This window comes from Litoreibacter albidus, assembly GCF_900107015.1.
GTDB classification, from domain to species: domain Bacteria; phylum Pseudomonadota; class Alphaproteobacteria; order Rhodobacterales; family Rhodobacteraceae; genus Litoreibacter; species Litoreibacter albidus.
Genome location: NZ_FNOI01000008.1, coordinates 72785 through 94910, shown reverse-complemented (window position 1 = coordinate 94910; position 22126 = coordinate 72785). Strand labels below are relative to the sequence as shown.

The following is a 22126-nucleotide window of genomic DNA, read 5'->3' as shown; positions in this document are numbered from 1 at the left end:
ATTGTAGCACGCCGATTCCCGATTCGGCCATGACACTTGGCTAGTTGGAGGCATCCAATCCGGTCGGTTGACCAACCACCACGAAATGCAGGTTTTCAGGCTTCAGCAACCGCTTGGACACGCGTTTGATGTCCTCCAACGTGACCGCTTCAACCTTGTCGTTGCGCGTGTCGATGTAGTCGATCGGTAGCTCGTCAAATTGCATCGCCGCCAGAATGTTGGCGATCCGCGCGTTGCCATCGAACCGCAGCGGATAGGCGCCTGTCAGATAGGTTTTCGCCCGCTCCAACTCCTCCGCCGTCACGCCGTTTTCGGCCATTTTGGCCCACTCGTCGCGGATCACGGAAATGGCTTCCGCCACGCGGTCATTGGAGGACGACACCTGCCCCATCATCAGGTTCACATGCTCGCGCGAGGCCAGATAGGAATAGACCCCGTAGGTCAGGCCGCGCTTCTCGCGGACCTCGTCCATCAACCGCGATCCAAAACCGCCAGAGCCTAGGATTTGGTTCATCACATAAGCCGCGAAAAAGTCCGGATCATCGCGCGCGATGCCCTCATGCCCGAACCGTGCCACGGATTGCGGGGTGTCGTAGGCCACCACAGTCTCGCCGCCCGCCAGCAAGAACGGGGCCTCTGCGGGCAGATCAACCGTGCTTGTCGGTAAGTCGCCCAACAGCATGTCGAGCATGACGCCCAACTCCTCTGCGGTGATGTCGCCAACCGCGCCGATATAGACCCTATCCCGTGCCAAAAGCGCTTTATGCGACGCAATCAGGTCGTCGCGTGTTAGCCCCGCTACAGACTCTGCGGTGCCTTCAATCTTAGTGGCATACGGGTGGTCGCCATGTGCCAGCGCCGCGAAGGTTTTGCTGGCAATGTCGTTCGGGTCTTCTTCGTCAGACGCGATGATCGACAGCACTTGCCCGCGCACGCGGTCGATGGCGTCTTGGTCAAACCGGGGCGCATTGATCGCCTTGCGCAACAACTCCACCGACTCGCCGCTGTTCTCCGATAGAAACTGCGCCGAGATAGAAAAGCCGTCAGAAAACACGTCGAAGTCGTACTTCAACGCCAACTCTTCAGCCGCCAGCGCGAACTCGGTGGAGGTCAACTCCGCCGCGCCCTCGTCCAGCAGGCCCGACATCAAATAGGCCGCGCCACGCTTGCCTTCCGCATCCAAGGACGCGCCGCCCTTGAAACGGATTTCCAAGGCGGTGAACGGGATCGAGGATTCCTCGACCAGCCACGCCTTGATCCCACCGGGGGAGGTGACTTCCTTAATATCAATCGCCGCTGCGGGCAGCGCGACCAGCGCGAAACAGGCGGCTAGAACTACGCGGATCATTGGGACACCTCTTCGGTCATAGGCTTGCGGAACCAGCCGGTCACCGCGTTCTTGCGGTCAAACACCATACGGGCGGCTGCCATCACGTCATCTTCGGTCACAGCATCCAAAATCTTGGGCCAGTCCTGCACGTCTTGCACGGTCAGCCCCGATGTCAGCGCCGCGCCGTATTCGCGACCAAGGGAGGCCACGTCATCCTGTCCGTAGATCAGCGACGCGCGGATTTGCGACTTCACGCGCGCCAAATGATCCGCGTCCACGCCGTCCTTCAGGAATTGCGCCACCACGGCGTCCATCTCGTCCTCGCCCTCTTGCAAGCTCAGGCCGGGGGCGGGCACCATGAACATGCCAAACGTTGTGTCGTCGTAGTTCACGCCAGAATAATACGCGGCGGTATAAACCGCCTTGTTGCTTTCGAACTGCAACGCGCGGCCCAGCACCGATGTCTGGCCGGTGCCGCCAAGGATTTCGGCCAGCACGGTCAGCGCGGCGGCTGTCTCCTGCGCGCCCGCGTCCCGTTCGGGGGCGGTGTAGCTGCGGATCACATAGGGTTGCGCCACTTGCGGGTCTTCATAAACGATGCGCCGCTCCGCGCGTTGCGGTGGCTCCGCGGGGCGTTCGCGCTCTGGCAGGCCAACGGTCGGCTCCAACGGGCCATAGTATTTCTTCGCCAGCGCTTCGACCTCCAACGGATCCACGTCCCCCGCAACAATCAGCACAGCGGCGTTCGGCGCATAGTATTTCTGGTAAAACGCCAAGGCGTCCTCGCGGCTCAGCTTTTCCATCTCGTGGCGCCAGCCGATGATCGGGATGCCGTAAGGGTGGTTCAGATACTGCGCCGCATTGCGCTGCTCGCTGAACAGGGCACCCGGATCGCTGTCGGTGCGCTGCGCGCGCTCCTCAAGGATCACCTTGCGCTCTGTCTCTACGTCCTCTTCGGTCAGCCGGATGTTGCGCATCCTGTCGGCTTCCATCTGCATCATCAGTTCCAACCGGTCGGCGGCGATGCGCTGGTGGTAGGCCGTGTAATCCCAAGAGGTGAACGCGTTGTCCGATCCACCGTTGGCTTCCACCACGGCAGAGAACTCACCCGCCTCCATCTTGTCCGTCGCCTTGAATAGCAAATGCTCTAGGAAGTGCGCGATGCCGGACACGCCGGGGGCCTCGTCAGCCGCGCCCGCTTTGTACCACAGCATATGCACAACAACCGGCGCACGGTGGTCCTCAAGCACAACCGCCTGCATGCCATTGTCGAGCGTGAATGTTGTTACTTTCTCGGCCGCTGCGGCAGGAAGGGCCATCATGACGGGGGCAATCAGACAAGCAATTAGACGGCGCATAAGCATCCCTTTGAAAATCACATCTAATGAAAACATGGCACGTGCAGCGAGGAATACAAGCTAGGCCACGACCTTGTGACCAGCCCGCTTACTCAGCGCCCTCAGGCGGGGCAGAGTTGGTCCGCACGCCAAGACGGCGCAGGCGCTCAAGCTCGGCATATTGGTCCAGCGACTGTTTGCGGTACGCCTTGTAGTAGACGTTCACGTTGAACAAACGCTCCAGAACACGGCCATCATTCTTGCGGCGGAATTCCAGATCTTCGGCGGCAAGCTCACCACGGATGTTGGGCGATATGCCAAAGCGCGAGGCGTAGTTTACCAAGCCGCCATCGTTGATCCCGCCGTTCGGGTTTCCGCCCAGCGCCACGACCGCATCTTGCAGCGGGGTCACGTCGGTGCGGTTGCTTCCGCCCTTGGTGGGCGCAGGCAATGCGGCGAAGCTGTCAGGCAGCGTCAGCGGCTTGGAGGGCAGCACCGCGAATTCGTCAGGGCCGCCTTCTTGGTTGGATTTGACGTTGAGCAGGACCGGCTGTTTGTTCCGGTCGCACGCCGACAGTACCAGTGCGGCACAGACCATCCCGAATAGGACCATCGCTTTGCGTTGCATGAAAGACCACTCCTGCTCTTCTTTTGAAGCCGTTTTAGCGCAATCTAGCGCGGTCGTCACGAGGCTTATTTATCCCGCCGCCTGCTCACCCTTGGTGTCGTCAAATGCGACAAGGGCAAACGCACCCGCAAAGATGAAAATATCAGCGATATTGAAGGTATAGGGGTTATTGATCCCGCAGCACGAGATGTTCAAAAAGTCCGCCACCGCACCATAGATGACGCGGTCCAGCGCATTCGCCAGCGCCCCGCCGATGATCGCACCCGCGCCCATGCGCGTGATCACACGCCCCAGATTGCGGTTGCCCCACCACAGCAAAAAGCCGGACACAACAATCGCAAACACCACCAACGCGACCCGCATAAACTCCGGATTGTCGGACAGCAGGCCAAAGTTGATACCTGTGTTCCACCCCATGCGAAAGTTCAGCAAGGGGGGAAGCACGTCGATGGAGCGCACCTCGATCAGGTTCAGTTTATGAACAACTGCCCATTTGGACAGTTGATCAATGCCGAACGCAGCCAGCGCTGTAAGAAGCATCACCCGCATGATTAGTGCCGGAAGTGACGCATGCCGGTGAAGACCATGGCCAACCCCAACTCGTCCGCTGCTGCAATAACTTCGTCGTCCCGCATGGAGCCGCCCGGTTGGATCAGCGCCGTCGCACCGGCCTCTGCGGCGGTTTGCAAACCGTCCGCAAACGGGAAGAACGCATCAGACGCCACGGCGGACCCGATGGTGCGCGGCTCTGTCAGCTTCAACAGCTCTGCCACGTCCTGCGCCTTGCGCGCCGCAATGCGGGAGCTGTCAACGCGGCTCATCTGCCCCGCGCCGATACCAACCGTTGCGCCGTCTTTGACGTAAACGATGGCGTTGGATTTGACGTGTTTGGCCACGCGCCATGCAAACAGCATGTCGGCAAGTTCCTGCTCGGTCGGGGCGCGTTTGGTCACGACCTTCAAGTCATCCGCCATGATACGGCCGTTGTCTTTGTCCTGCACCAACAGCCCGCCGGACACTTGGCGCACGGTCAGGGCGGCGGCCACCGGATCAGGCAGGCCGTTCGTCGTCAGCAAACGCAGGTTTTTCTTTTTGGCGAAGATCGCGCGCGCATCGTCGTCCGCGCCTGGCGCGATAACGACTTCGGTGAAGATGCCGCTAATCGCCTCTGCCGTGGCCCCGTCCAGCGGCTGGTTCACCGCGATGATACCGCCGAACGCAGATGTCTGATCGCACTCGAACGCTTTGTTGTAGGCTTCCGCCACCGTCGCGCCACGCGCTACGCCGCATGGGTTGGCGTGCTTGATGATCGCCACAGCGGGGCCGTCCTTGGGGTCGAATTCGGCCACCAGTTCAAACGCGGCGTCGGTGTCGTTGATGTTGTTGTAAGACAGCTCTTTGCCTTGGTGCTGCTTGGCCGTCGCCACACCCGGACGGGCGGAGCCGTCGGTGTAGAACGCGGCCTCTTGGTGTGGGTTCTCGCCGTAGCGCAGTGTTTGCGCGATGGTGCCGGCAAAGGACTTGCGGCGCGGCGTCTCACCCAATGCGCCAGCCATCCAACCCGACACGGCCGTGTCGTAGGCCGCAGTGCGCGAATAGGCCGTCAGCGCCAAGCGCTGGCGGAAGGCGTAGGACGTCGCACCGTCTTGGGCGTTCATCTCGGCCAGCACGGCGTCGTAGTCCTGCACGTCGGTGACGACGTTCACAAACTGGTGGTTCTTCGCCGCAGAACGCAGCATCGCAGGGCCGCCAATGTCGATGTTCTCGATGCACGTCGCGTAGTCGGCACCTTTGGCCACGGTTTCTTCAAACGGGTAGAGGTTCACCACCAGCAGGTCGATCGCGTCAATGCTGTGTTCTTTCATAGAGCCCACGTGCCCCTCGTTGTCGCGCAGCGCCAGCAATCCGCCGTGCACAATCGGGTGCAGCGTCTTTACGCGGCCATCCATCATCTCTGGGAAACCCGTAACCTCGGACACATCTTTCACGTCCAGCCCCGCGTCGCGGATCGCGGCAGCGGTGCCGCCCGTCGAGAGAAGCTCTACACCGTGGCCCGCCAAGGCACGGGCGAAGTCAATCAGGCCAGTTTTATCGGATACAGAAAGCAGCGCGCGGCGCACGGGAACGAGATCGGTCATAGCAGTCCTTAAAGCTCAAGCAGCAGAGGTCAGTTCAGCGCCAGCTCAAGGTCCTCATCCACATCGCGCAGGTAAGACGGCGTGTCTTGCGCTTTGGCCAATGACCAGCTGACCTGGCTCGCATACTCCATCACGCGCGCGGATAAAACGATCTGTTTGGACGCACGGGGCTTTAATCGCCCTTTTTCCAGATAAACACTGGGTTCAATCGTCATTTTCGCGGAAAACGATGGTTTGAACACCCAGATTTCGCCACTTTTTAAGGCAAGCGAGATCGCGGTCCCGCCCATATCAAGCGATGCGTCGACCTCTGGATGCAGGTGAAAGCGGATCGAATAGGGCACGCCTTGCAGCGAAACCTTGTTCATATGCGCCTCGAACCGCACGCGGTCGGGGTCGGACAGCGCGGCCAGCGTGTCCTCTCCGGTTACCCTGCGCCCATCAAGGCTGAGGTCCATTTTGCGCACGTGGGTCAGACCGTATTCTGCGCAATAGCTGTCGTGGCTGGTGATAATCTCGTGGCCGCTTTCGCTGACCGTGCGTTGCTCCGTCACCTTCAAAGGGCCGGAAGTCAGGAACTCGCCGTGCAGTTGCGCCGTCAGCTTGGCCGAGGACACACCATCAATGGACAGCGTTGAATGCGACGGTGTCGCCCGCCCCGCCCTGCGCCACTCCGCACCGAACGGTGCGCCGGAGCCGCAGTTCACGATCAGCGCGCGGCGCCCCGATGTTAACTCGAACGCCAAGGTGCTTGCGTGCGCCGTGCGCGACACGTTGCGTGCGGGCGGTGCGCTAGCGTCCATCACAACGCTGGTGCGCCCGCCGGACATCCGCGCGTAGCCCATGACCAAACCACGCGACTGCGCCGCCTTCACACCGGAATACGCCAATGCGTGATCCAGCCGCCCTTCCAAACCGCGCCCACCGCCGTGGAACCGCGCCAAGCCACCGTCGGCATGGCGAAGCGCACGCAGGGTTGGCGCGATACGCTCTATGGCATCCAAATGCGCGGGCAACGGGGTGCGCCCCGCCTCGCGCAGCGCCGCTGCGGCCCATGTGAGCAACGTGAACACTTCCAGCAATTCTTCGGGGTTTCGGGTGGGAATCCCCCCCTCCGCGTCAATCTGATCCGCGCATTCGCGCGCAAGGGCATTCGTCGACGGCGTCGCGAACCGCTCCATGCCGCTCAGGCTCAGCGAGGAATACAAAAGCCCCGTCAGCGCCTCGAAGCGCGGCAACCCGCGCGACGCCACCGACCAGCGCCGCCCAAGATAGGCCGTCTGATGCGCCAAGGATTTGTAGTAGATGTCGTTGGTCTCGGGCGTTTGCCCGTTCATCAAGAACAAAGCGTGGTTGATCCAGCGGATCAGCCTGCGGCCCGTCAGGTCCGGTGACCAGCCAAGCCCGCGCCCACGGCCAAAGCGGTCAATCCATTCGTTAACCCATGCCTGCGCCATCAGCCGCGACGCGCGGTCCCCGACGGCGGCCAGATCATCCAGCCACGTGAAGCCGTTCAGCTCCGCCTCATACATCGCGTCGGGCGGTGTGATCTCCCAAAGGGAACGCCCCTCTGCCTGCACCAGATGCCCGCCGAACTGGAAGTTCCCCGCCGCCAGTTGCTTGCCCTTGGCGAAGGAGCCAATCGTGCGGGGTTCCGGCTGCGAGACAAAACCCGTTGCCTGCGCACCCATGGCACTCAGCCGTGCATGCACCTTGTCCATAAATGTAATGTTGCGCTCCATCCCCAAGGATGGTGCGACTTTAGCCTCAATGCCCATATCACCGACTTTTCGTCTGCTTCTTTTGTCCGCGAATCTACGCGGAGCAAGCAGACCTGTCACCGATTATTCAGGTTTGCGCATCGCAATCATGAAAAAGCCGTCCATTCCGCCACGGTCTGCCCAGTAGCTTGGCGACAGTCGAAGCCCGCCAACGCGGCTGCGCCACGCAGGCTCCACGCCTTTCAGATTGGTCTCGATCTCGGTCAAACCATGCCGTGCCATAGCGGTTTTGGCCTGACGTTCCCCCTCGTCGAACAGCAACGAGCAGGTGCAGAACACCAGCCGACCGCCCGGCTTCAGAAGGCCAACCGCCGTGTCGATCATATCAGCTTGCAGCGCAAAAAGTTCGCTCAGCTGCGTCCCGTCCTTGACATAGGGCAGGTCGGGATGACGGCGGATCGTGCCGGTGGCCGAACAGGGCGCATCCAGCAAGATTGCATCGTATAAAATATCGTCCGGCGCGTTCAGCGCGTCCTCCACCATCAGTTTCGCGGTGAGGCCCGTGCGTTGCAGGTTTTCCTCCACCCACGCCATCCGGTCGGCAGAGATATCCAGCGCGGTGACCTCCGCCCCCGTCGCCGCAAGTTGCATGGTTTTGCCCCCCGGTGCGGCGCACATATCCAGCACCTGCTCGCCCTTTTGGGCGTCAAGCATCCGCGCGGCCATCGCGGCGGCGGCGTCTTGAATCCACCACGCCCCTTCAGAGAACCCAGGTAATTCAGTCACTTGCACAGAGCCGGTTCCCCGCAGGGAACCCGTCGGCAGCACCTCCGCGCCAAGCTGTTCGGCCCAGTAGTCGGCCTTGGACTCATCGCGCAGGGTAATATCCAACGGTGCGCCTGCCAGATGCGCGGCCTCAATGCCTTGCACGGTGGCCTCGTCAAACAAATGCACCACACGCGGGCGCAGCCACTTGGGCATGGGCGACGCGGGGATATCCGCCCACATCTGCGGGCCTTCGGTGGCAACCTTGCGCAGCACGGCATTCGCCAGTCCCGCCATCCGCGGGGAACGGCCAGAGCGCTTCATCAGGTTCACGGCGCTATCCACAACACCGTGCGGGGCCTCGCCCTCGACACATAGCTCCACCACGGCAAGGCGCAGAATATTCAGCGCCACATCCGGCGGCATCTTCTCGACGAATTGCGAGATCACCACATCGGCCCGCCCCAGCTCACGCAGGGTCGTCGTCGCCAAACGCTGCGCCCGCGCGCGGTCGGCGGGCTGCAGCCGGTCCAGCACGCCACTGCCGAGCAGCACGGACAGCTGTTCCTTTTCCTCCAACACGCCCCGCAGCAGTTGAACCGCGGCACGGCGGGCATGAAGGCCAGAGGGTGAGGTGTCGTCTTGCGTCATACTTGTCTCCTTGCCCAAGGGCCGTATATCAAGTGCAGGACCGGAACAAGGACGCGAGCCATGACAGACAAAGAAGACCTGCCCCCAGCGGCCCTTCGCGCACTGGAAGAAGCCGCCGCGCGCAAGAAGGCCGCAAAAGAGCTGGACCTCCCCTCAGAACTGGGCGGCCGCGACGGCCCAGAGCCCGTGCGCTACGGCGATTGGGAACGTAAGGGGATAGCGGTCGATTTTTAGTGGGGCGTCCGTTTTGAGGGCAGAATGACCAATGCTGCGAACAGCACGAATGGCGGTTTAGTCGGAAGCTCGCGACCTGAGGCTTAGAGCTGAAAACCTAAATCGTTGTCGGCAGTAACCTTCAAGATCAAACGGCTCGGATCACCTTCGCCCGCTGGATGAAAATGACCGCCAAAAGAATGCCCAGTATCAACACAGGATGATTGAGCCAGTAATCCTTCGGCGGACCGTTGGTGTGGTCTTTTGGATAATACCTGGCCAAATTGAAAAAACTGCTGAAATGATATGCGAAGGCCCAAACTGAGACTAACCAAAGTGTTGCACCTGAGCGCAACCAAAGCCCTAACGCAATTGCCACGATCAAGACGTTCTGTGGCGAAAACCTTAACCTGAAGGATTCACCGCTGGTTACATCCTCGAACAGTTCGATCCAAGTTTGTGACCAGAAAGGCGATATAGCGTTCAGGGCCAACACAGTAAACCAGCCTGTCAGCACCCAATACAACGTCATCATCCAGATCTGATATGAAGATCTAACAGGCATTTTTGCCTCAGTGCGAAGAGGTTCACGGACGATCGTGCGATGGGCGAAATACAAAACGGACAGCACTACCAACGCCAACCATGCAAGCTGTACCTGTTCCGAAGCAATCCAATCGAAACCCGCGTAATAGCTGTAGCCGAATACAGGCAGGTTGGCGCGGGCCCCAATGAATATCGGCGGCGTCGCCACCATTACGGCCAGCACGCCGAAGATTTTTGTCGCGCGATCACTTCCAGCGCGGAGAGCATGCAAGAGACTGATTGATAGCCCCAGCAAGATCGCGGAGATCACCAACGCACCCGTGGAAAGCCTAACATCCCAAATGCCGTACTCTAGGATTGGCGGAACTTGTCTCAAAATTGTCCAGACGGAAAACCAAACGACCCAAAGGGCCAATGTCGCAGGAGCAATGACAAGAAAACTCATGGAGAGACTTTACCAGACAATAATTATCCCCCTTACCCTATGTGACCGTGGACCCTTGTCCTACCCTCAAAACCCCACTTGGTAAGCTGTGTTGCAGATTACCTGCAGGATGTGGGAGCGACTGAATCGCTCCTTACGGGCCCTCGGATAGCAAGTTGGTCACCTAGAAGCGGACATCTACAAGCCCAGCACATCCAGCATATCGTATTCGCCAGCCTCTTTACCCTGCCCCCACAAAGCCGCCTTCAGCGCGCCGCGGGCGAAGACCGCGCGGTCGGTGGCTATGTGGCGCAACACGATGCGTTCGCCGTCGGCGGCGAAGATCACGTCATGCTCCCCCACCACATCCCCGCCACGGATGGCCGCGAAACCGATGTCGCCGCGTTTACGGGCGCCTGTAATGCCGTCGCGGCCACTGTCTTTGACGTCTGGCAGCGCCACGCCGCGCCCCTCGGCTGCGGCCTCACCTAACATCAAGGCCGTGCCGGACGGCGCGTCGACCTTGTGGCGGTGGTGCGCCTCTACGACCTCGATATCGTAGTCTTCGTCCAAGGCGGCGGCGACCTTTTTGGTGAGCTGCACCAGCAGGTTCACCCCAAGGCTCATGTTGCCAGCGCGCACAATCGTGGCGCTCGCAGCGGCGGCTTTGATCTGGGCCAGATCATCGTCGCTCAGACCGGTGGTGCCAATCACATGCACCGCATCCGTTTGAGCAGCGAGCTTTGCCATGGCCACGGTCGCGGCGGGGGAGGTGAAGTCGATGACGGCCTGCGCATCTTTGACCACGGACATGGCGTCGGACACCACGGGCACGCCCAGCGCCGTCTGACCCATCGCGACACCCAGATCCTGACCGATCCATGGGTGGCCCTCCCGCTCCGTCACGCCCACAAGATGCGCGTGGTCGGAGGCCTGAACGACCTTGATCAACATTTGCCCCATACGGCCAGATGCGCCTGTAATCACGATGCCAGTCATTAAAAACCCTCATATCCTATAGCCCAAACGGTGTAGGACCTGTTGCAAGGCGGTGGCAAGGGGCTTAAGTGCGAGGCCATGGCTAAGAACTCAAAATTCGCGGGCGCAGGCCCATCGCAACGTCAACTTCGTGTGGGCGAACTTATCCGGCGCACCTTGTCGGACATCCTGAACCGTGGGGAAATCCATGATCCGGACCTGAACCGCATGTCGATCACCGTCAGCGAGGTGCGTGTCACGCCCGACCTGCGGATTGCGACGGCCTTTGTGCTGCCCTTGGGCGGCAAGGGCAAGGATGAGGCCATCGCGGCACTGGCGCGCAACAAATGGGCGATCCGTCAGGCGATCACCAAGCAGATGTCGGTGAAGCATTCGCCCGACATCCGGTTCCTGCTGGACGACACGTTTGACCGCATGGACGAGACCAACCGCCTGTTCGCGCAAGAAGACGTGCGCCGCGATCTGGCGGCTGACGACGACGATGCTGGCGAAGATTAAATACGCGCTACTGGCTTGCATGTTTGCCGGCGCTGCGGCGGCGGAGCCCTGCCGCGACGTGACGCATCGGGGCGACAGCTACACGGTTTGCACGGTGGAGAACGCGGCGACGATCAACCTCTGGCTGAAAGACAATGACGGGCGCGTGGTGGGGGAGTTCTTCTCCCTGCAAGAGCAGCTGGCAGAGCAGGGGCAGACCCTGACGTTTGCGATGAACGGCGGCATGTACCACGAGGACCGCCGCGCGGTCGGCTTGTTTATCGCCAATCACCAGCAACAAGCGCCGATCGTGACCCGCGAGGGGCCGGGCAACTTTGCGCTGCTGCCGAACGGGGTGTTCTGCGTCGCCAACCAAGAGGCGCGCGTGATCGAGAGCCGCACCTTCGCCACCGACCCGCCCGCCTGCCGCATTGCCACGCAATCCGGCCCGATGCTGGTGATCGACGGCAAGCTGCACCCGAAGTTTATGCCGGACAGCACATCGCGCAAACGTCGCAACGGGGTTGGTGTGGACAAGCTGGGTCGGACGCATTTCGTGATCTCCAACGGGTTCGTGCGCTTTCATGATATGGCAACGCTTTACCGCGATGTGTTGGACAGCCCGAACGCGCTGTTTTTGGACGGCACGGTGTCGCGACTTTACGCCGCCAGTGAGGGCCGAGTCGACGCCGGGCCGCGTATGGGGCCGATCATAGGGCAGGCCTTGCCGTCGCAATGACCCCAAGGCCGGTGATCTGGGGGATTGACGCCCATGCCGCCCCGCAATAGCACCCGATCTTCGAATACAGGAGCACACCATGGGACGCCGTAAAAAAGGCCGCGACATTTCAGGCTGGGTCGTTATCGACAAACCGGCGGGGATTACCTCCACATCTGTGGTGAACAAGGTGCGCTGGGCGTTTGACGCCAAGAAGGCGGGCCATGCGGGTACACTGGACCCTGACGCCACGGGCGTTCTAGCCATCGCTCTTGGGGAAGCCACGAAAACCGTGCCATTCATCACCGACGCGATGAAGGCGTATCAGTTCACGGTACGCCTTGGGCGCGCCACCAATACGGATGACGCGGAGGGTGAAGTGGTTGCCGAGAGCGACGCGCGCCCGAGTGACGACGAGATCATCGCCGCCCTGCCCGCCTTTGTGGGCGACGTCATGCAGGTTCCGCCGAAGTTTTCCGCCGTGAAGATTGACGGCCAACGCGCCTACAAGCTGGCCCGCGACGGCGAAGACGTGGAAATCGCGGCGCGACCACTGTTCGTGGAGGCGCTGACCTTCGTGGCACGCCCCGACGCCGACCACGTGACGTTGGAGATGGTGTGCGGCAAGGGCGGCTATGTGCGCTCCATCGCGCGGGACTTGGGCGCGGCCCTTGGCTGCCACGGGCATGTGCGCGAATTACGCCGCATCTGGTCCGGCCCGTTCGATGTAGAGGACGGCGTGACGCTGGAAGAGTTGGAAGCTGTCGCAAAAACCGACGCAATCATGGACTTTCTAGGCCCGTTGGAAATTGGCTTGGCAGATCTGCCAGAGCTGCCAACGACCGAAAGCGGCGCGGTGAAGCTGCGCAACGGCAACCCCGGCTTGGTGATCGGATCGAGCGTGGAATACGGCGACGAGGCGTGGGCCTCGCTAAACGGGCAGGCGGTTGCGGTTGGTCGCTACAAGGCGGGCGAATTGCACCCGTCGCGGGTTTTCAACACCGCCCAAAGCACCATCAGCGAATAAATTGTAACAATTCAGCCTGTTCGGCGTCTGTGCCGCCCTCAAGGCGGCCCGTTTTACCAAAAAATGGGCCTGAATTGTTACAGTGTTCACGACACTGCCGCGCGGACTACGCATTTGCGTGAGGTATCTGTTCAGATGCGCACCAGCGTTGCACAAAGATTGCGACATTCAACACTGGAGCACATCATGCAACGCCAAATCTGGACCATCCTTCTTGCGGGCGCCCTTGCCACCATCGCCTTTGACCTGTTCGGCCAAGGGCTTTCTCCTGCCTTCGGCTTCGCCAAGCTGGCACCTGTTGGCCTTGCCACTGCGACCCTAAAAACGGTGTTCGGGTCTATTCCGAAGGGTGCGGGCGACATTCTGCACATCCTGACCGGCATGTTTGTGTATTCGCTGGGCTACCTGCTGGTGGCGCGCCCTATCCAGCAAAAGATCATCCCAAGCCTGCATTGGGCTGTCACGGCGACTGTGTACGGCATCGGGTTGTGGGTCTTCGCGCTTTATTTCGTGGCACATCTGATCGCAGGCAACCCGCCGTTCCTTGGCTTCACCGGCATCACATGGGTCGCGCTGTGGGGGCACATCCTCTACGCCTTGGTCGCGGTCTATGTGATTGAGCGTGGACCTTTCGCAGACAAAGCGCAGGCTTGAACCAGACGGCATGGGCTGGCACAAGCCAGCCCATGATTACCCGCACACATATGAAGGATGATGCCGCCTCCACGGCGGTTTATTCCGACTGCGAACGCTACCGCTACACGCTGACGCGCGAATGGGATGGCGCGGGGCGTAAGGTCGCCTTTGTCATGCTGAACCCGTCCACCGCGACAGAAGTGCAAAACGACCCCACGGTCGAGCGGTGCGAGCGTCGGGCGCGTGCATTAGGCTTCGGGGCCTTTCGCGTTTGCAACATCTTCGCGTGGCGCGACACCGACCCGTTTCAGATGAAGAAGGCCGCAGAGCCTATTGGCGCGGCCAATGATGCCGCCATCGTGGAGGCCTGCCAGTGGGCGGACACGGTTGTGGCCGCTTGGGGCACGCATGGCGCGCATTTGCAGCGTGGCCCGCAGGTCGAAACCCTGATGCGGACGGTGGGCAAGCCGCTCTACCATCTAGGTCTGAGCAAGGCCGGACACCCCAAGCACCCGCTCTACATTGCCTATGTGAAGCAACCTGAGCTTTGGGAATAAACCTTGATCGCGCCGCTGCATGCCGCTCCTATAAGAGCGCAAGAACGGAGCGCATCATGACCCAATCAGACCTTCCCGGATTTACCCGCCACCACATTGACGTGGGCGGCGTGACGCTGTCGGTACATGTCGCGGGCACGGGGCCTGCGCTGATGTTTTTGCACGGGTACCCGCAAAACCACATGTGCTGGCTAAACATTGCGCCGCAGTTCACCGACGCGTTCACCTGCATTGTGCCCGACTTGCGCGGCTATGGCGACAGCGACGCGCCGCATGACGACAGCACAGACCACGCGACCTATTCCAAGCGGCAGATGGCGCAAGACCTTGTGGGCGTGCTGAATCATTTGGGGCATGCGCAAGCGCATGTGCTGGGCCATGATCGGGGCGGACGTGTGGCGTACCGCTTTGCGCTGGACCACCCTGACCGATTGGCGCGTTTAGGGATTATCGAGATCGTCCCCACCGGCGACTTTTGGAAATCTTGGACCGCAGAACTGGCGCTGAAGGCCTACCACTGGACCTTTCTTGCCCAACCGCACCCCCTGCCCGAGCGCATGATCGACGCCGACCCTGTCGCCTATATGGGCCACACGCTGGCCAGCTGGGTGAATGCGAAGTCGCTGGACATTTTCCCGCCTGCCGCATTGGAAAGCTACCGCAGGCAAGCCAAGAATCCGGCGCGTATCCATGCGATGTGCGCAGACTACCGCGCAGGCGCGACGTTCGATCGGGCGCTGGATGAGGCCGACCGCGTGGCTGGGCGTAAAATCAGCGCGCCGTTGAAATTCTTGTGGGCGGAAGGCGGGTTTCCCGGCCAAACAGGTGACCCTGCGCGCCTGTGGGACAACTGGGCGGATGACGTGAGCGCGCAATCCTGCGTCAGCGGGCACTTCGTAATGGAAGAAAACCCCGACGCAGTGCTCGACTGTTTCGGGGCTTTCTTTAGATCAGACTGACGGGATCGCCAGTTAGGCTGCGACAGGTTCCTCAGCCGGTGGCATGACGACCACTGGGGTCACCTCTTCCACGACCACAGGATCAGCTTCGCCTGCTGGCTCTTCAGCGGCTGGCTCTTCTGTCACTGGCTCTTCAGCGGCTGGCTCTTCTGTCACTGGCTCTTCAGCGACCGGAGCTTCTTCGCCACTATCTGGAGCTGCTGGTGCCGGTGGATCAATCGTCAGCACGGTTTTCACCTTGATATCGTCCTTGTCCAGATCGCCAGGTGTTTTGATGACCAAGACAACTTTGCCGTCCATGGTGACGTTGGCGGAGCCGTCTTCGTTGGCCTCAACCGTGACCACTGGTGCGTCGGATACCGTGGCATCGTAGTGCAGCTGGATCACGTCCTCGTCAGGATTGAAGTCTTCAACGAAGCCAGCTTCGCCCGGACGGATGATCGTGCCGGACGCGAATGTGTCGGAGCCTTCGCCGCCAACTGCGGTGTCGCCGGAGCCGATGTAGATCACATCGTCGCCCTCGTTCCCGTAGAGCGTATCCGCACCGTCCGCATCAAGCGGGCCGAATGGGGCGTCAGGGTCGAACGCACCCAGCAACAGATCGTTGCCCGCGCCACCGATCAGCGTGTCTTCACCAAGGCCACCGCCCAGAATGTCGTCGCCAACGCCGCCAGCAACGCGGTCGTTGCCGTCTTCGCCATTTACGAAGTCATTGCCAGCGCCGCCGGCCAGATTGTCATCGCCTTCGTTGCCGTAGATTTCGTCGTTGTCGCCTTCGCCTTCGATCACGTCATTGCCAGCACCGCCAAGGATGCTGTCGTTGCCGCCACCGCCTGTGATTGTGTCGTTACCTTCTGCGCCGTTGATCAGGTCATCGCCGCCGCCGCCAGCGATAGTATCGTCGCCAAAGCCGCCGCCGATCATATCATTGCCTGTGCCGCCGTTGATGTTGTCATCCCCTGCGTCGCCCAGAATTTGGTCCGCACCGCCAGCGCCACGAATGATGTCATCGCCTTCGCCGCCAGACAATCTGTCCGCATCGGCGCCGCCGTTGATTTTGTCGTCGCCCGCATCGCCGAAGATCGTGTCTTCGCCGTCGCTGCCACGGATGTCGTCGTCGCCGTCGCCACCGTTCACGGTGTCATCGCCGCGACCGGCTGCGATCTTGTCGTCACCCTCTAGGCCGGAAATCGTATCGTCGCCTGCATGGCCTTCCATGATATCGACGTCGATTGTGCCGTTGATGAGGTTGTCGGAGTTGTCGCCAATCACGCCGTCAATCGGCGTTGGATCGACCTCGCCCTGATCTACCGGTGCTGCGTCATCGTCGTCGGATTCAAAAATTGCACCAAGCAAACCAACTAAAGCCAACAGGCCAACTACTCCGAACATCTCAATAACTCCTCTGAGGGGCGTAAAATACAAACTCAGGTAAGCTTATGTTAAGACCCAGCCGGACTGCCATAAAAATCGCCACATTTGCGCCAAACTTTTGCCACATCCCCGTCTTTGTTCTGCATTCGGGGACAATGCCCCACTGGCCACGATTTTATGCAGAAATCCGCGCGTAACGAGCTTGGTTAACAGTGGCGAGCGGCTGGCAAACCCGACCTTTGCGCCTGACAGAATCAGGGTTCCCTTTTGCGCCTAAACGCCCTATACGCGCCCATCCGCCATTCATTGGTGGGTCACTCCATGGGCCTTGCTGGACGACATCCCGGCCTGCGCCATTCACACTAACCTTTAAAGGAGACCCCGATGTCGATTACTGCTGAAGAAAAAGCACGCCTGATGAAAGAGTACGCAACCAAAGAGGGTGACACTGGTTCCCCTGAAGTACAGGTTGCCATTCTGACATCGCGCATCACCACGCTGACAGAGCACTTCAAGACCCACAAAAAAGACAACCACGGTCGTCGTGGCCTTTTGAAAATGGTTGCCCTGCGTCGTAAGCTTTTGGACTACACAAAATCCAAAGACGAAGCACGCTACCAAGACCTGATCAAACGCCTCGGCATTCGCCGCTAAGGTCAAACCTTGGTTTGAACGGAGTGTGGTGTAGCGGTTTTCACCGAAAACCTGCGGGCCACATACGGTAGAGATTTCAGAAACGCCCGCCCTAACCGGCGGGCGTTTTTGCATCACAGGGGTGCCGGATCGTTCGAGTGAGCGATGTTGATGGAAGGGTAGATGTCTGGTTGGGGGCCTTATCGTCGTGTCTGCACTTTGCTCCGATGGCCGCTATGCGCAGATAGCGACCTTTGCAAAGTCACCGATTTGAGCCGCGCCGACACAATTACTTCAAGAGGATTCGCCTATTTTTTGAGGCTTATGTGCCGTTGTGGGACCATCGCAAATCGACGGAAAGATGGTCGTGCTGTGGTGAATTTTACATTGTCGTCCTCACGAAGAAATGTCTTGAAGCTTTCTGTGGTATGGGCCGATTTAGTTCCAAATATCACTTCTCTTAGAACAAGGTTTGCGTCGAAGTCAGCGAAGATTAATTCATCCGGCTTCGAGAGCTTCAGCTCCTTCTCTTTGTCTGAAAGCGAAAACCAATAGCGCCACTCTTCCTCATAAGACCAATGACTACTTTTGGTCTTACGAGCGATGTTGACCATTTCCTCGTTGTATGCGGCATCCGTTAAAATCCGGCCATCTATAGGGTGCAGGTAATCGACATAGTCAATTTTATCAGCGTATGCGACTTGATCATCCCGACGAATGGGGAGGTCAAAACCCAGACAGACACCTTTATGGTTGTTTGCATAGTGCCCCCACATTGTAGGCACAGCCCAACTCTCAGAAAACGAAATGAATCCTTGAGATTTTGAGTATTTATATATCGCATCAAGCCAAGCCTTTCGGCGCAATCGTGCCTGTTCAACATCCCCAAAATCAAACGGTCGAAATTCGAAGATATCGTTAACATCGTTAGGAAACGATAACTTTAATCGGCGATTCTTCACATTCTCAGCCGCCCAGTGGTCGCAAGTAAAGTAAAATAGTCTAACCGTATTTGACATTTAATTATCCTCTCAGGAATGGCCCCTACGGCGCAAGGTTGGGCTGACAGTAACTAAAGCTCAACCCACCCATAGTCGATGTCCGCTTCGGGCTGGGAACGGTCATTTCTTCCGAAGATACGACCGGCAGCAAAGCCCCCAAATCCGCCATTGGGGCCTGCGTAAAACCTCCCCACTTCCCAAATGCCTTAAACCCCTATATAGCCGCGCTATCTGAGACGTGACGCCCAGACCCCGGGTGCATGCAAGAGGATTGGGGTCGGCGGCAATGGGGCCGCTATTTACACGGGAGACCCGGAAGGCCGGGAGTGCTCCTATATAGGAAACGATACATGTTTAACGTGACAAAGAAATCCATCGAGTGGGGCGAAGAAACCCTGACACTCGAAACCGGCAAGATTGCCCGTCAAGCGGACGGCTGCGTGATTGCCACTTACGGCGAGACCTCCGTTATGGCCGCCGTGACTTTTGCGAAAGCGCAAAAGCCGGGTCAGGACTTTTTCCCACTGACCGTTCACTACAACGAAAAATACTACGCTGCGGGTAAAATCCCCGGCGGCTTCTTCAAGCGTGAGGCCCGCCCCACCGAGAAAGAAACACTGACATCGCGCCTGATCGACCGTCCGATCCGCCCGCTGTTCGCCCCTGGCTTCAAGAATGAAGTTCTGGTGATCTGTACTGTGCTGTCGCACGATCTGGTTAACGATCCGGACATGGTTGCGATGATCGCCGCCTCCGCTGCGCTGACCATTTCCGGCGCACCGTTCATGGGCCCGATCGCCGCGTGCCGCGTGGGCTATGAGGATGGCGACTACATCCTGAACCCAGAACTCGATGACATGCACAACCTGCGTTACAACCCAGAGCAGCGTTTGGACCTTGTTGTTGCAGGCACCAAAGACGCCGTGATGATGGTTGAATCGGAAGCTTACGAGCTGTCCGAGGAAGAAATGCTTGGCGCGGTGAACTTTGCCCACCAGCAAATCCAGCCTGCTATCGACCTGATCATGGACTTCGCTGGCGAATGCGCCAAAGAGCCGTTTGACTTCACGCCTCCTGATTACTCCGACCTTTATGCGGCCGTTGCTAAATCCGGCGAGCAAGCCATGCGCGCCGCTTACGCGATCTCTGACAAGCAAGAGCGCACCGCCGCTGTTGCCGCTGCCAAAGAGACCGCGAAAGAAGGTCTGTCTGAAGAGCAACTGGCCGACGAGAACCTTGGGTCCGCGCTGAAGAAGCTTGAATCCACCGTCCTGCGTGGCGACGTGGTGAAGAACAAAAAGCGCATCGACGGTCGTAACTTGGACGAGATTCGCGACATCGTATCCGAAGTTGGCCTGCTGCCACGGACCCACGGTTCCGCCCTGTTCACACGCGGCGAAACCCAAGGTCTGGTTGTGACCACACTGGGCACCGGCGACGACGAGCAGATGATCGACAGCCTGCAAGGCATGTATAAGTCCAACTTCCTGCTGCACTACAACTTCCCTCCCTACTCTGTGGGTGAAGTTGGGCGTTTCGGCCCTCCAGGCCGCCGCGAAATCGGTCACGGTAAACTTGCATGGCGCGCCCTTCAGGCCGTTCTGCCAGCGCCGACCGACTTCCCGTACACCATCCGTCTGGTGTCCGAGATCACCGAATCCAACGGCTCCTCCTCGATGGCGTCCGTTTGCGGTGGCTCCTTGTCGATGATGGACGCTGGTGTGCCTTTGAAAGCACCGGTTGCCGGTGTTGCTATGGGTCTGATCCTTGAAGACGACGGCTCCTACGCGGTTCTGTCGGACATCTTGGGCGACGAAGACCACCTTGGCGACATGGACTTCAAAGTGGCTGGTACCGAGAACGGCATCACCTCGCTGCAGATGGACATCAAAGTGGCAGGCATCACGCCTGACATCATGTCCAAAGCACTGGATCAGGCCAAAGCTGGCCGTTTGCACATCCTTGGCGAGATGAACAAAGCGCTGTCCACAGCAAGCGAGTTCTCCGAGCACGCCCCACGTATCGAAACCATGCAGATCCCAACGGATAAAATCCGCGAAGTGATCGGTTCCGGCGGCAAGGTTATCCGCGAGATTGTGGAAGTGTCCGGCGCGAAAGTGGACATCAACGACGAAGGCATCATCAAGATCGCATCCGCCAACGCCGACGCCATCAAGAAAGCCTACGACATGATCCACTCGATCGTAGCAGAGCCAGAAGAAGGTGCCGTCTACACCGGTACCGTTGTGAAAATCGTCGACTTCGGCGCTTTCGTGAACTTCTTCGGCAAACGCGACGGTCTGGTCCACGTGTCTCAAATCGAGAACCGCCGTTTGAACCACCCTTCCGACGTCCTCAAAGAGGGCCAAGAAGTGAAAGTCAAACTGCTGGGCTTCGACGACCGCGGCAAGGTTCGCCTGTCGATGAAAGTTGTCGATCAGGAAACTGGCGAAGAAGTCAAAGAAGAGAAGAAAGAGGACTAATCCTCCCGCTCTTTTCTAGAAAATTTAAGGCTCCGGTGGAAACATCGGAGCCTTTTTACCATCCACGCGTTGATCACACGGGTGTTATTGCCCATTTGACCGGTTGTCGGTTAAACTGACGCCAACAATACCGCCCCGCGCCTAACGTCGGGGAGAGGAAGGGACCACGATGATAAACCGCCGCACACTTCTGACCACATCGCTTGCCGCTGCCGCATTGGGCACCCCTGCGCTGGCGCAGCGCAAAACTTGGGTCATGCCCGAGGATTACAAGCCCCGCATTATCAACCTGCAAGGCGACCTGCCTGCGGGTGAAGTCCACGTCGACCCGCGCGCCTTTGCGCTGTATTGGACCCTGCCAGAGGGCAAGGCCATCCGCTACACCTGCGGCATCGGCCGAGCGGGGCTGTACGAGTCCGGCACGTTCCATGTGGGGGCCAAGAAACACTGGCCATCGTGGACGCCGACGCAAGACATGATCAAGCGCGACCCTGCCTCCTACAAGCAGTTTGAGGACGGCATGCCGGGCGGCCCGAACAACCCGCTTGGTGCGCGTGCGCTCTATTTGTTCACACCCGGCAAGGGCGATACCTTCTTGCGCATTCACGGCACATCCGCGCCTTGGACGATTGCCTCCGCCGTGTCGAACGGCTGCGTGCGCCTGACCAATGCCCACATCGCGCATCTGTACCAACAGGTGCCAGAGGGCACGAAGGTTGTGCTTCACTAAGCCAGCCACATCCCCCGAAATGCAAAAGGCCGACCCGTTTGGGTCGGCCTTCGCGTTTGTAGGGCTAAGCGGGGCTTAGGCTGGCGCTTTGACCGTGCGCAGGTACGGCAGGACTTCGGTGACGTCCCCGAACTTGGCGGTGGCGTCTTCAGTGCTGACCGCTGGCGGCACAATCACGTCCTGACCAAGCTGCCAGTTCGCCGGTGTTGCCACGCCTTTGGCAGACATCTGCAACCCGTCCAACGCGCGCAGGATTTCCGCGAAGTTGCGGCCCACGGTCATCGGGTAGGTCATGGACAGCTTCAGCTGCTTGTCCGGCCCCACGATAAAGACGGAGCGCACGGTGGCGCTGTCAGCAGGGGTGCGGCCATCGGGCAGATATGCCTCTGCGGGGAGCATGTCGAAGGCCTTGGCCATCGTCAGGTCAATGTCGGCGACGATGGCGAACTCGGCCTTGGCGTTGGCCACTTTTTCGATGTCGCGCTTCCATTTTACGTGCTCTTCCACGCCGTCGACGGACACGCCCAGAACCTTGGTGTTGCGCTTGGCCCATTCATCGGCCAGCTGCGCAACCGCGCCAAATTCAGTGGTGCAGACGGGGGTAAAATCCTTCGGGTGCGAAAAGATAACGGCCCAGCTGTCGCCGACGAAGTCGTGCAGGCTGATGTCGCCCTTATCGGTCGCTACGGTGATATTCGGGATAGTGTCGTTAATACGCAGGCCCATGGCGGTCCCCTTCTATTTGTGGTTTCTGGTCCCAATATATGATCTGCAGCGCC

General features: G+C 59.6%; 22 protein-coding genes. 10 read left to right on the top strand and 12 right to left on the bottom strand.

Annotation, left to right across the window (positions count from 1 at the left end; translation table 11 throughout):
* Positions 1–40 precede the first annotated feature (40 nt).
* From BLW66_RS15615 to BLW66_RS15585, 7 genes are all read right to left on the bottom strand, one after another.
* Complete coding sequence (locus BLW66_RS15615; RefSeq protein ID WP_089948108.1) at positions 41–1348, bottom strand: M16 family metallopeptidase; 1308 nt, start codon at positions 1346–1348, stop codon at positions 41–43.
* Positions 1345–2694: a M16 family metallopeptidase gene (locus BLW66_RS15610; RefSeq protein WP_089948269.1), complete on the bottom strand. Its 1350-nt coding sequence runs from the start codon at positions 2692–2694 to the stop codon at positions 1345–1347. Before BLW66_RS15610 ends, BLW66_RS15615 begins: the two co-directional genes overlap by 4 nt.
* An 82-nt stretch (positions 2695–2776) precedes the next feature.
* A complete protein-coding gene (locus BLW66_RS15605) occupies positions 2777–3295 on the bottom strand; it encodes a DUF3035 domain-containing protein (RefSeq protein WP_089948106.1) in 519 nt (172 codons plus the stop codon).
* Between the two features lie 69 nt (positions 3296–3364).
* Complete coding sequence (lspA, locus tag BLW66_RS15600; RefSeq protein WP_342027829.1) at positions 3365–3835, bottom strand: signal peptidase II; 471 nt, start codon at positions 3833–3835, stop codon at positions 3365–3367.
* A gap of 11 nt (positions 3836–3846) precedes the next feature.
* The gene (gene purH / locus BLW66_RS15595; protein ID WP_089948101.1) at positions 3847–5433 is read right to left on the bottom strand and encodes a bifunctional phosphoribosylaminoimidazolecarboxamide formyltransferase/IMP cyclohydrolase; all 1587 of its coding nucleotides are present in this window, start codon (positions 5431–5433) and stop codon (positions 3847–3849) included.
* A gap of 29 nt (positions 5434–5462) precedes the next feature.
* Positions 5463–7211, bottom strand: coding sequence for a heparinase II/III family protein (locus BLW66_RS15590; RefSeq protein ID WP_244508671.1), 1749 nt, complete (start codon positions 7209–7211; stop codon positions 5463–5465).
* A gap of 66 nt (positions 7212–7277) precedes the next feature.
* Positions 7278–8570, bottom strand: coding sequence for an RsmB/NOP family class I SAM-dependent RNA methyltransferase (locus BLW66_RS15585; protein WP_089948099.1), 1293 nt, complete (start codon positions 8568–8570; stop codon positions 7278–7280).
* Positions 8571–8630: 60 nt separating this feature from the next.
* Here BLW66_RS15585 and BLW66_RS15580 point away from each other — a divergent pair, with 60 nt between their 5' ends.
* Entirely contained in the window at positions 8631–8804 is a 174-nt protein-coding gene (locus tag BLW66_RS15580; RefSeq protein ID WP_089948097.1) for a DUF1674 domain-containing protein, read from the top strand.
* Positions 8805–8931: 127 nt separating this feature from the next.
* On the opposite strand, the gene BLW66_RS15575 is transcribed toward BLW66_RS15580, so the two are convergent.
* A complete protein-coding gene (locus BLW66_RS15575) occupies positions 8932–9774 on the bottom strand; it encodes a hypothetical protein (protein WP_089948094.1) in 843 nt (280 codons plus the stop codon).
* Between the two features lie 177 nt (positions 9775–9951).
* Entirely contained in the window at positions 9952–10752 is an 801-nt protein-coding gene (dapB, locus tag BLW66_RS15570) for a 4-hydroxy-tetrahydrodipicolinate reductase (RefSeq protein ID WP_089948090.1), read from the bottom strand.
* A gap of 78 nt (positions 10753–10830) precedes the next feature.
* On the opposite strand from dapB, the gene rbfA reads away from it, so the two are divergent.
* The 6 genes from rbfA to BLW66_RS15540 all read left to right on the top strand — a co-directional run bounded on the left by rbfA (position 10831) and on the right by BLW66_RS15540 (position 15126).
* Positions 10831–11250 (top strand): 30S ribosome-binding factor RbfA, encoded by a 420-nt coding sequence (gene rbfA / locus BLW66_RS15565; protein WP_089948263.1) that lies wholly within the window; start codon positions 10831–10833, stop codon positions 11248–11250.
* Positions 11234–11968, top strand: coding sequence for a phosphodiester glycosidase family protein (locus BLW66_RS15560; RefSeq protein WP_170833504.1), 735 nt, complete (start codon positions 11234–11236; stop codon positions 11966–11968). Before rbfA ends, BLW66_RS15560 begins: the two co-directional genes overlap by 17 nt.
* Positions 11969–12047: 79 nt before the next feature.
* On the top strand, positions 12048–12974 hold the full coding sequence (gene truB, locus BLW66_RS15555) for a tRNA pseudouridine(55) synthase TruB (protein ID WP_089948088.1): 927 nt from the start codon (positions 12048–12050) through the stop codon (positions 12972–12974).
* Between the two features lie 186 nt (positions 12975–13160).
* Positions 13161–13628: a hypothetical protein gene (locus BLW66_RS15550; RefSeq protein ID WP_089948257.1), complete on the top strand. Its 468-nt coding sequence runs from the start codon at positions 13161–13163 to the stop codon at positions 13626–13628.
* Positions 13629–13660: 32 nt separating this feature from the next.
* Positions 13661–14167, top strand: coding sequence for a DUF1643 domain-containing protein (locus tag BLW66_RS15545; protein WP_089948086.1), 507 nt, complete (start codon positions 13661–13663; stop codon positions 14165–14167).
* A gap of 56 nt (positions 14168–14223) precedes the next feature.
* Complete coding sequence (locus BLW66_RS15540) at positions 14224–15126, top strand: alpha/beta hydrolase (RefSeq protein ID WP_089948084.1); 903 nt, start codon at positions 14224–14226, stop codon at positions 15124–15126.
* Positions 15127–15138: 12 nt separating this feature from the next.
* Here the strand turns inward: BLW66_RS15540 and BLW66_RS15535 are convergent, their stop codons facing one another.
* A complete protein-coding gene (locus BLW66_RS15535; protein WP_089948081.1) occupies positions 15139–16518 on the bottom strand; it encodes a calcium-binding protein in 1380 nt (459 codons plus the stop codon).
* A gap of 366 nt (positions 16519–16884) precedes the next feature.
* Here BLW66_RS15535 and rpsO point away from each other — a divergent pair, with 366 nt between their 5' ends.
* Complete coding sequence (rpsO, locus tag BLW66_RS15530) at positions 16885–17154, top strand: 30S ribosomal protein S15 (protein WP_089948078.1); 270 nt, start codon at positions 16885–16887, stop codon at positions 17152–17154.
* Between the two features lie 287 nt (positions 17155–17441).
* Here rpsO and BLW66_RS15525 read toward each other — a convergent pair whose 3' ends face one another.
* Positions 17442–18152, bottom strand: a complete 711-nt coding sequence (locus BLW66_RS15525) for a DUF2971 domain-containing protein (RefSeq protein WP_089948076.1) — start codon at positions 18150–18152, stop codon at positions 17442–17444.
* 332 nt (positions 18153–18484) lie between these two features.
* On the opposite strand from BLW66_RS15525, the gene pnp reads away from it, so the two are divergent.
* Both pnp and BLW66_RS15515 read left to right on the top strand, forming a co-directional pair.
* A complete protein-coding gene (gene pnp / locus BLW66_RS15520; RefSeq protein WP_089948074.1) occupies positions 18485–20617 on the top strand; it encodes a polyribonucleotide nucleotidyltransferase in 2133 nt (710 codons plus the stop codon).
* A gap of 169 nt (positions 20618–20786) precedes the next feature.
* A complete protein-coding gene (locus BLW66_RS15515) occupies positions 20787–21347 on the top strand; it encodes a L,D-transpeptidase (protein ID WP_089948072.1) in 561 nt (186 codons plus the stop codon).
* Between the two features lie 75 nt (positions 21348–21422).
* Here BLW66_RS15515 and BLW66_RS15510 read toward each other — a convergent pair whose 3' ends face one another.
* Positions 21423–22073, bottom strand: a complete 651-nt coding sequence (locus BLW66_RS15510) for a peroxiredoxin (protein ID WP_089948071.1) — start codon at positions 22071–22073, stop codon at positions 21423–21425.
* Positions 22074–22126: the final 53 nt, after the last annotated feature.

Coding starts and splice junctions, on each gene's coding strand:
- purH (WP_089948101.1), bottom strand. CDS start 5,433: ATGACCGATCTCGTTCCCGTGCGCCGCGCGCTGCTTTCTGTATCCGAT.
- rpsO (WP_089948078.1), top strand. CDS start 16,885: ATGTCGATTACTGCTGAAGAAAAAGCACGCCTGATGAAAGAGTACGCA.
- BLW66_RS15515 (WP_089948072.1), top strand. CDS start 20,787: ATGATAAACCGCCGCACACTTCTGACCACATCGCTTGCCGCTGCCGCA.
- BLW66_RS15580 (WP_089948097.1), top strand. CDS start 8,631: ATGACAGACAAAGAAGACCTGCCCCCAGCGGCCCTTCGCGCACTGGAA.
- rbfA (WP_089948263.1), top strand. CDS start 10,831: ATGGCTAAGAACTCAAAATTCGCGGGCGCAGGCCCATCGCAACGTCAA.
- BLW66_RS15535 (WP_089948081.1), bottom strand. CDS start 16,518: ATGTTCGGAGTAGTTGGCCTGTTGGCTTTAGTTGGTTTGCTTGGTGCA.
- BLW66_RS15540 (WP_089948084.1), top strand. CDS start 14,224: ATGACCCAATCAGACCTTCCCGGATTTACCCGCCACCACATTGACGTG.
- BLW66_RS15590 (WP_244508671.1), bottom strand. CDS start 7,211: ATGGGCATTGAGGCTAAAGTCGCACCATCCTTGGGGATGGAGCGCAAC.
- lspA (WP_342027829.1), bottom strand. CDS start 3,835: ATGCTTCTTACAGCGCTGGCTGCGTTCGGCATTGATCAACTGTCCAAA.
- BLW66_RS15615 (WP_089948108.1), bottom strand. CDS start 1,348: ATGATCCGCGTAGTTCTAGCCGCCTGTTTCGCGCTGGTCGCGCTGCCC.
- dapB (WP_089948090.1), bottom strand. CDS start 10,752: ATGACTGGCATCGTGATTACAGGCGCATCTGGCCGTATGGGGCAAATG.
- BLW66_RS15545 (WP_089948086.1), top strand. CDS start 13,661: ATGATTACCCGCACACATATGAAGGATGATGCCGCCTCCACGGCGGTT.
- BLW66_RS15585 (WP_089948099.1), bottom strand. CDS start 8,570: ATGACGCAAGACGACACCTCACCCTCTGGCCTTCATGCCCGCCGTGCC.
- BLW66_RS15560 (WP_170833504.1), top strand. CDS start 11,234: ATGCTGGCGAAGATTAAATACGCGCTACTGGCTTGCATGTTTGCCGGC.
- BLW66_RS15610 (WP_089948269.1), bottom strand. CDS start 2,694: ATGCTTATGCGCCGTCTAATTGCTTGTCTGATTGCCCCCGTCATGATG.
- pnp (WP_089948074.1), top strand. CDS start 18,485: ATGTTTAACGTGACAAAGAAATCCATCGAGTGGGGCGAAGAAACCCTG.
- BLW66_RS15605 (WP_089948106.1), bottom strand. CDS start 3,295: ATGCAACGCAAAGCGATGGTCCTATTCGGGATGGTCTGTGCCGCACTG.
- truB (WP_089948088.1), top strand. CDS start 12,048: ATGGGACGCCGTAAAAAAGGCCGCGACATTTCAGGCTGGGTCGTTATC.
- BLW66_RS15550 (WP_089948257.1), top strand. CDS start 13,161: ATGCAACGCCAAATCTGGACCATCCTTCTTGCGGGCGCCCTTGCCACC.
- BLW66_RS15525 (WP_089948076.1), bottom strand. CDS start 18,152: ATGTCAAATACGGTTAGACTATTTTACTTTACTTGCGACCACTGGGCG.
- BLW66_RS15510 (WP_089948071.1), bottom strand. CDS start 22,073: ATGGGCCTGCGTATTAACGACACTATCCCGAATATCACCGTAGCGACC.
- BLW66_RS15575 (WP_089948094.1), bottom strand. CDS start 9,774: ATGAGTTTTCTTGTCATTGCTCCTGCGACATTGGCCCTTTGGGTCGTT.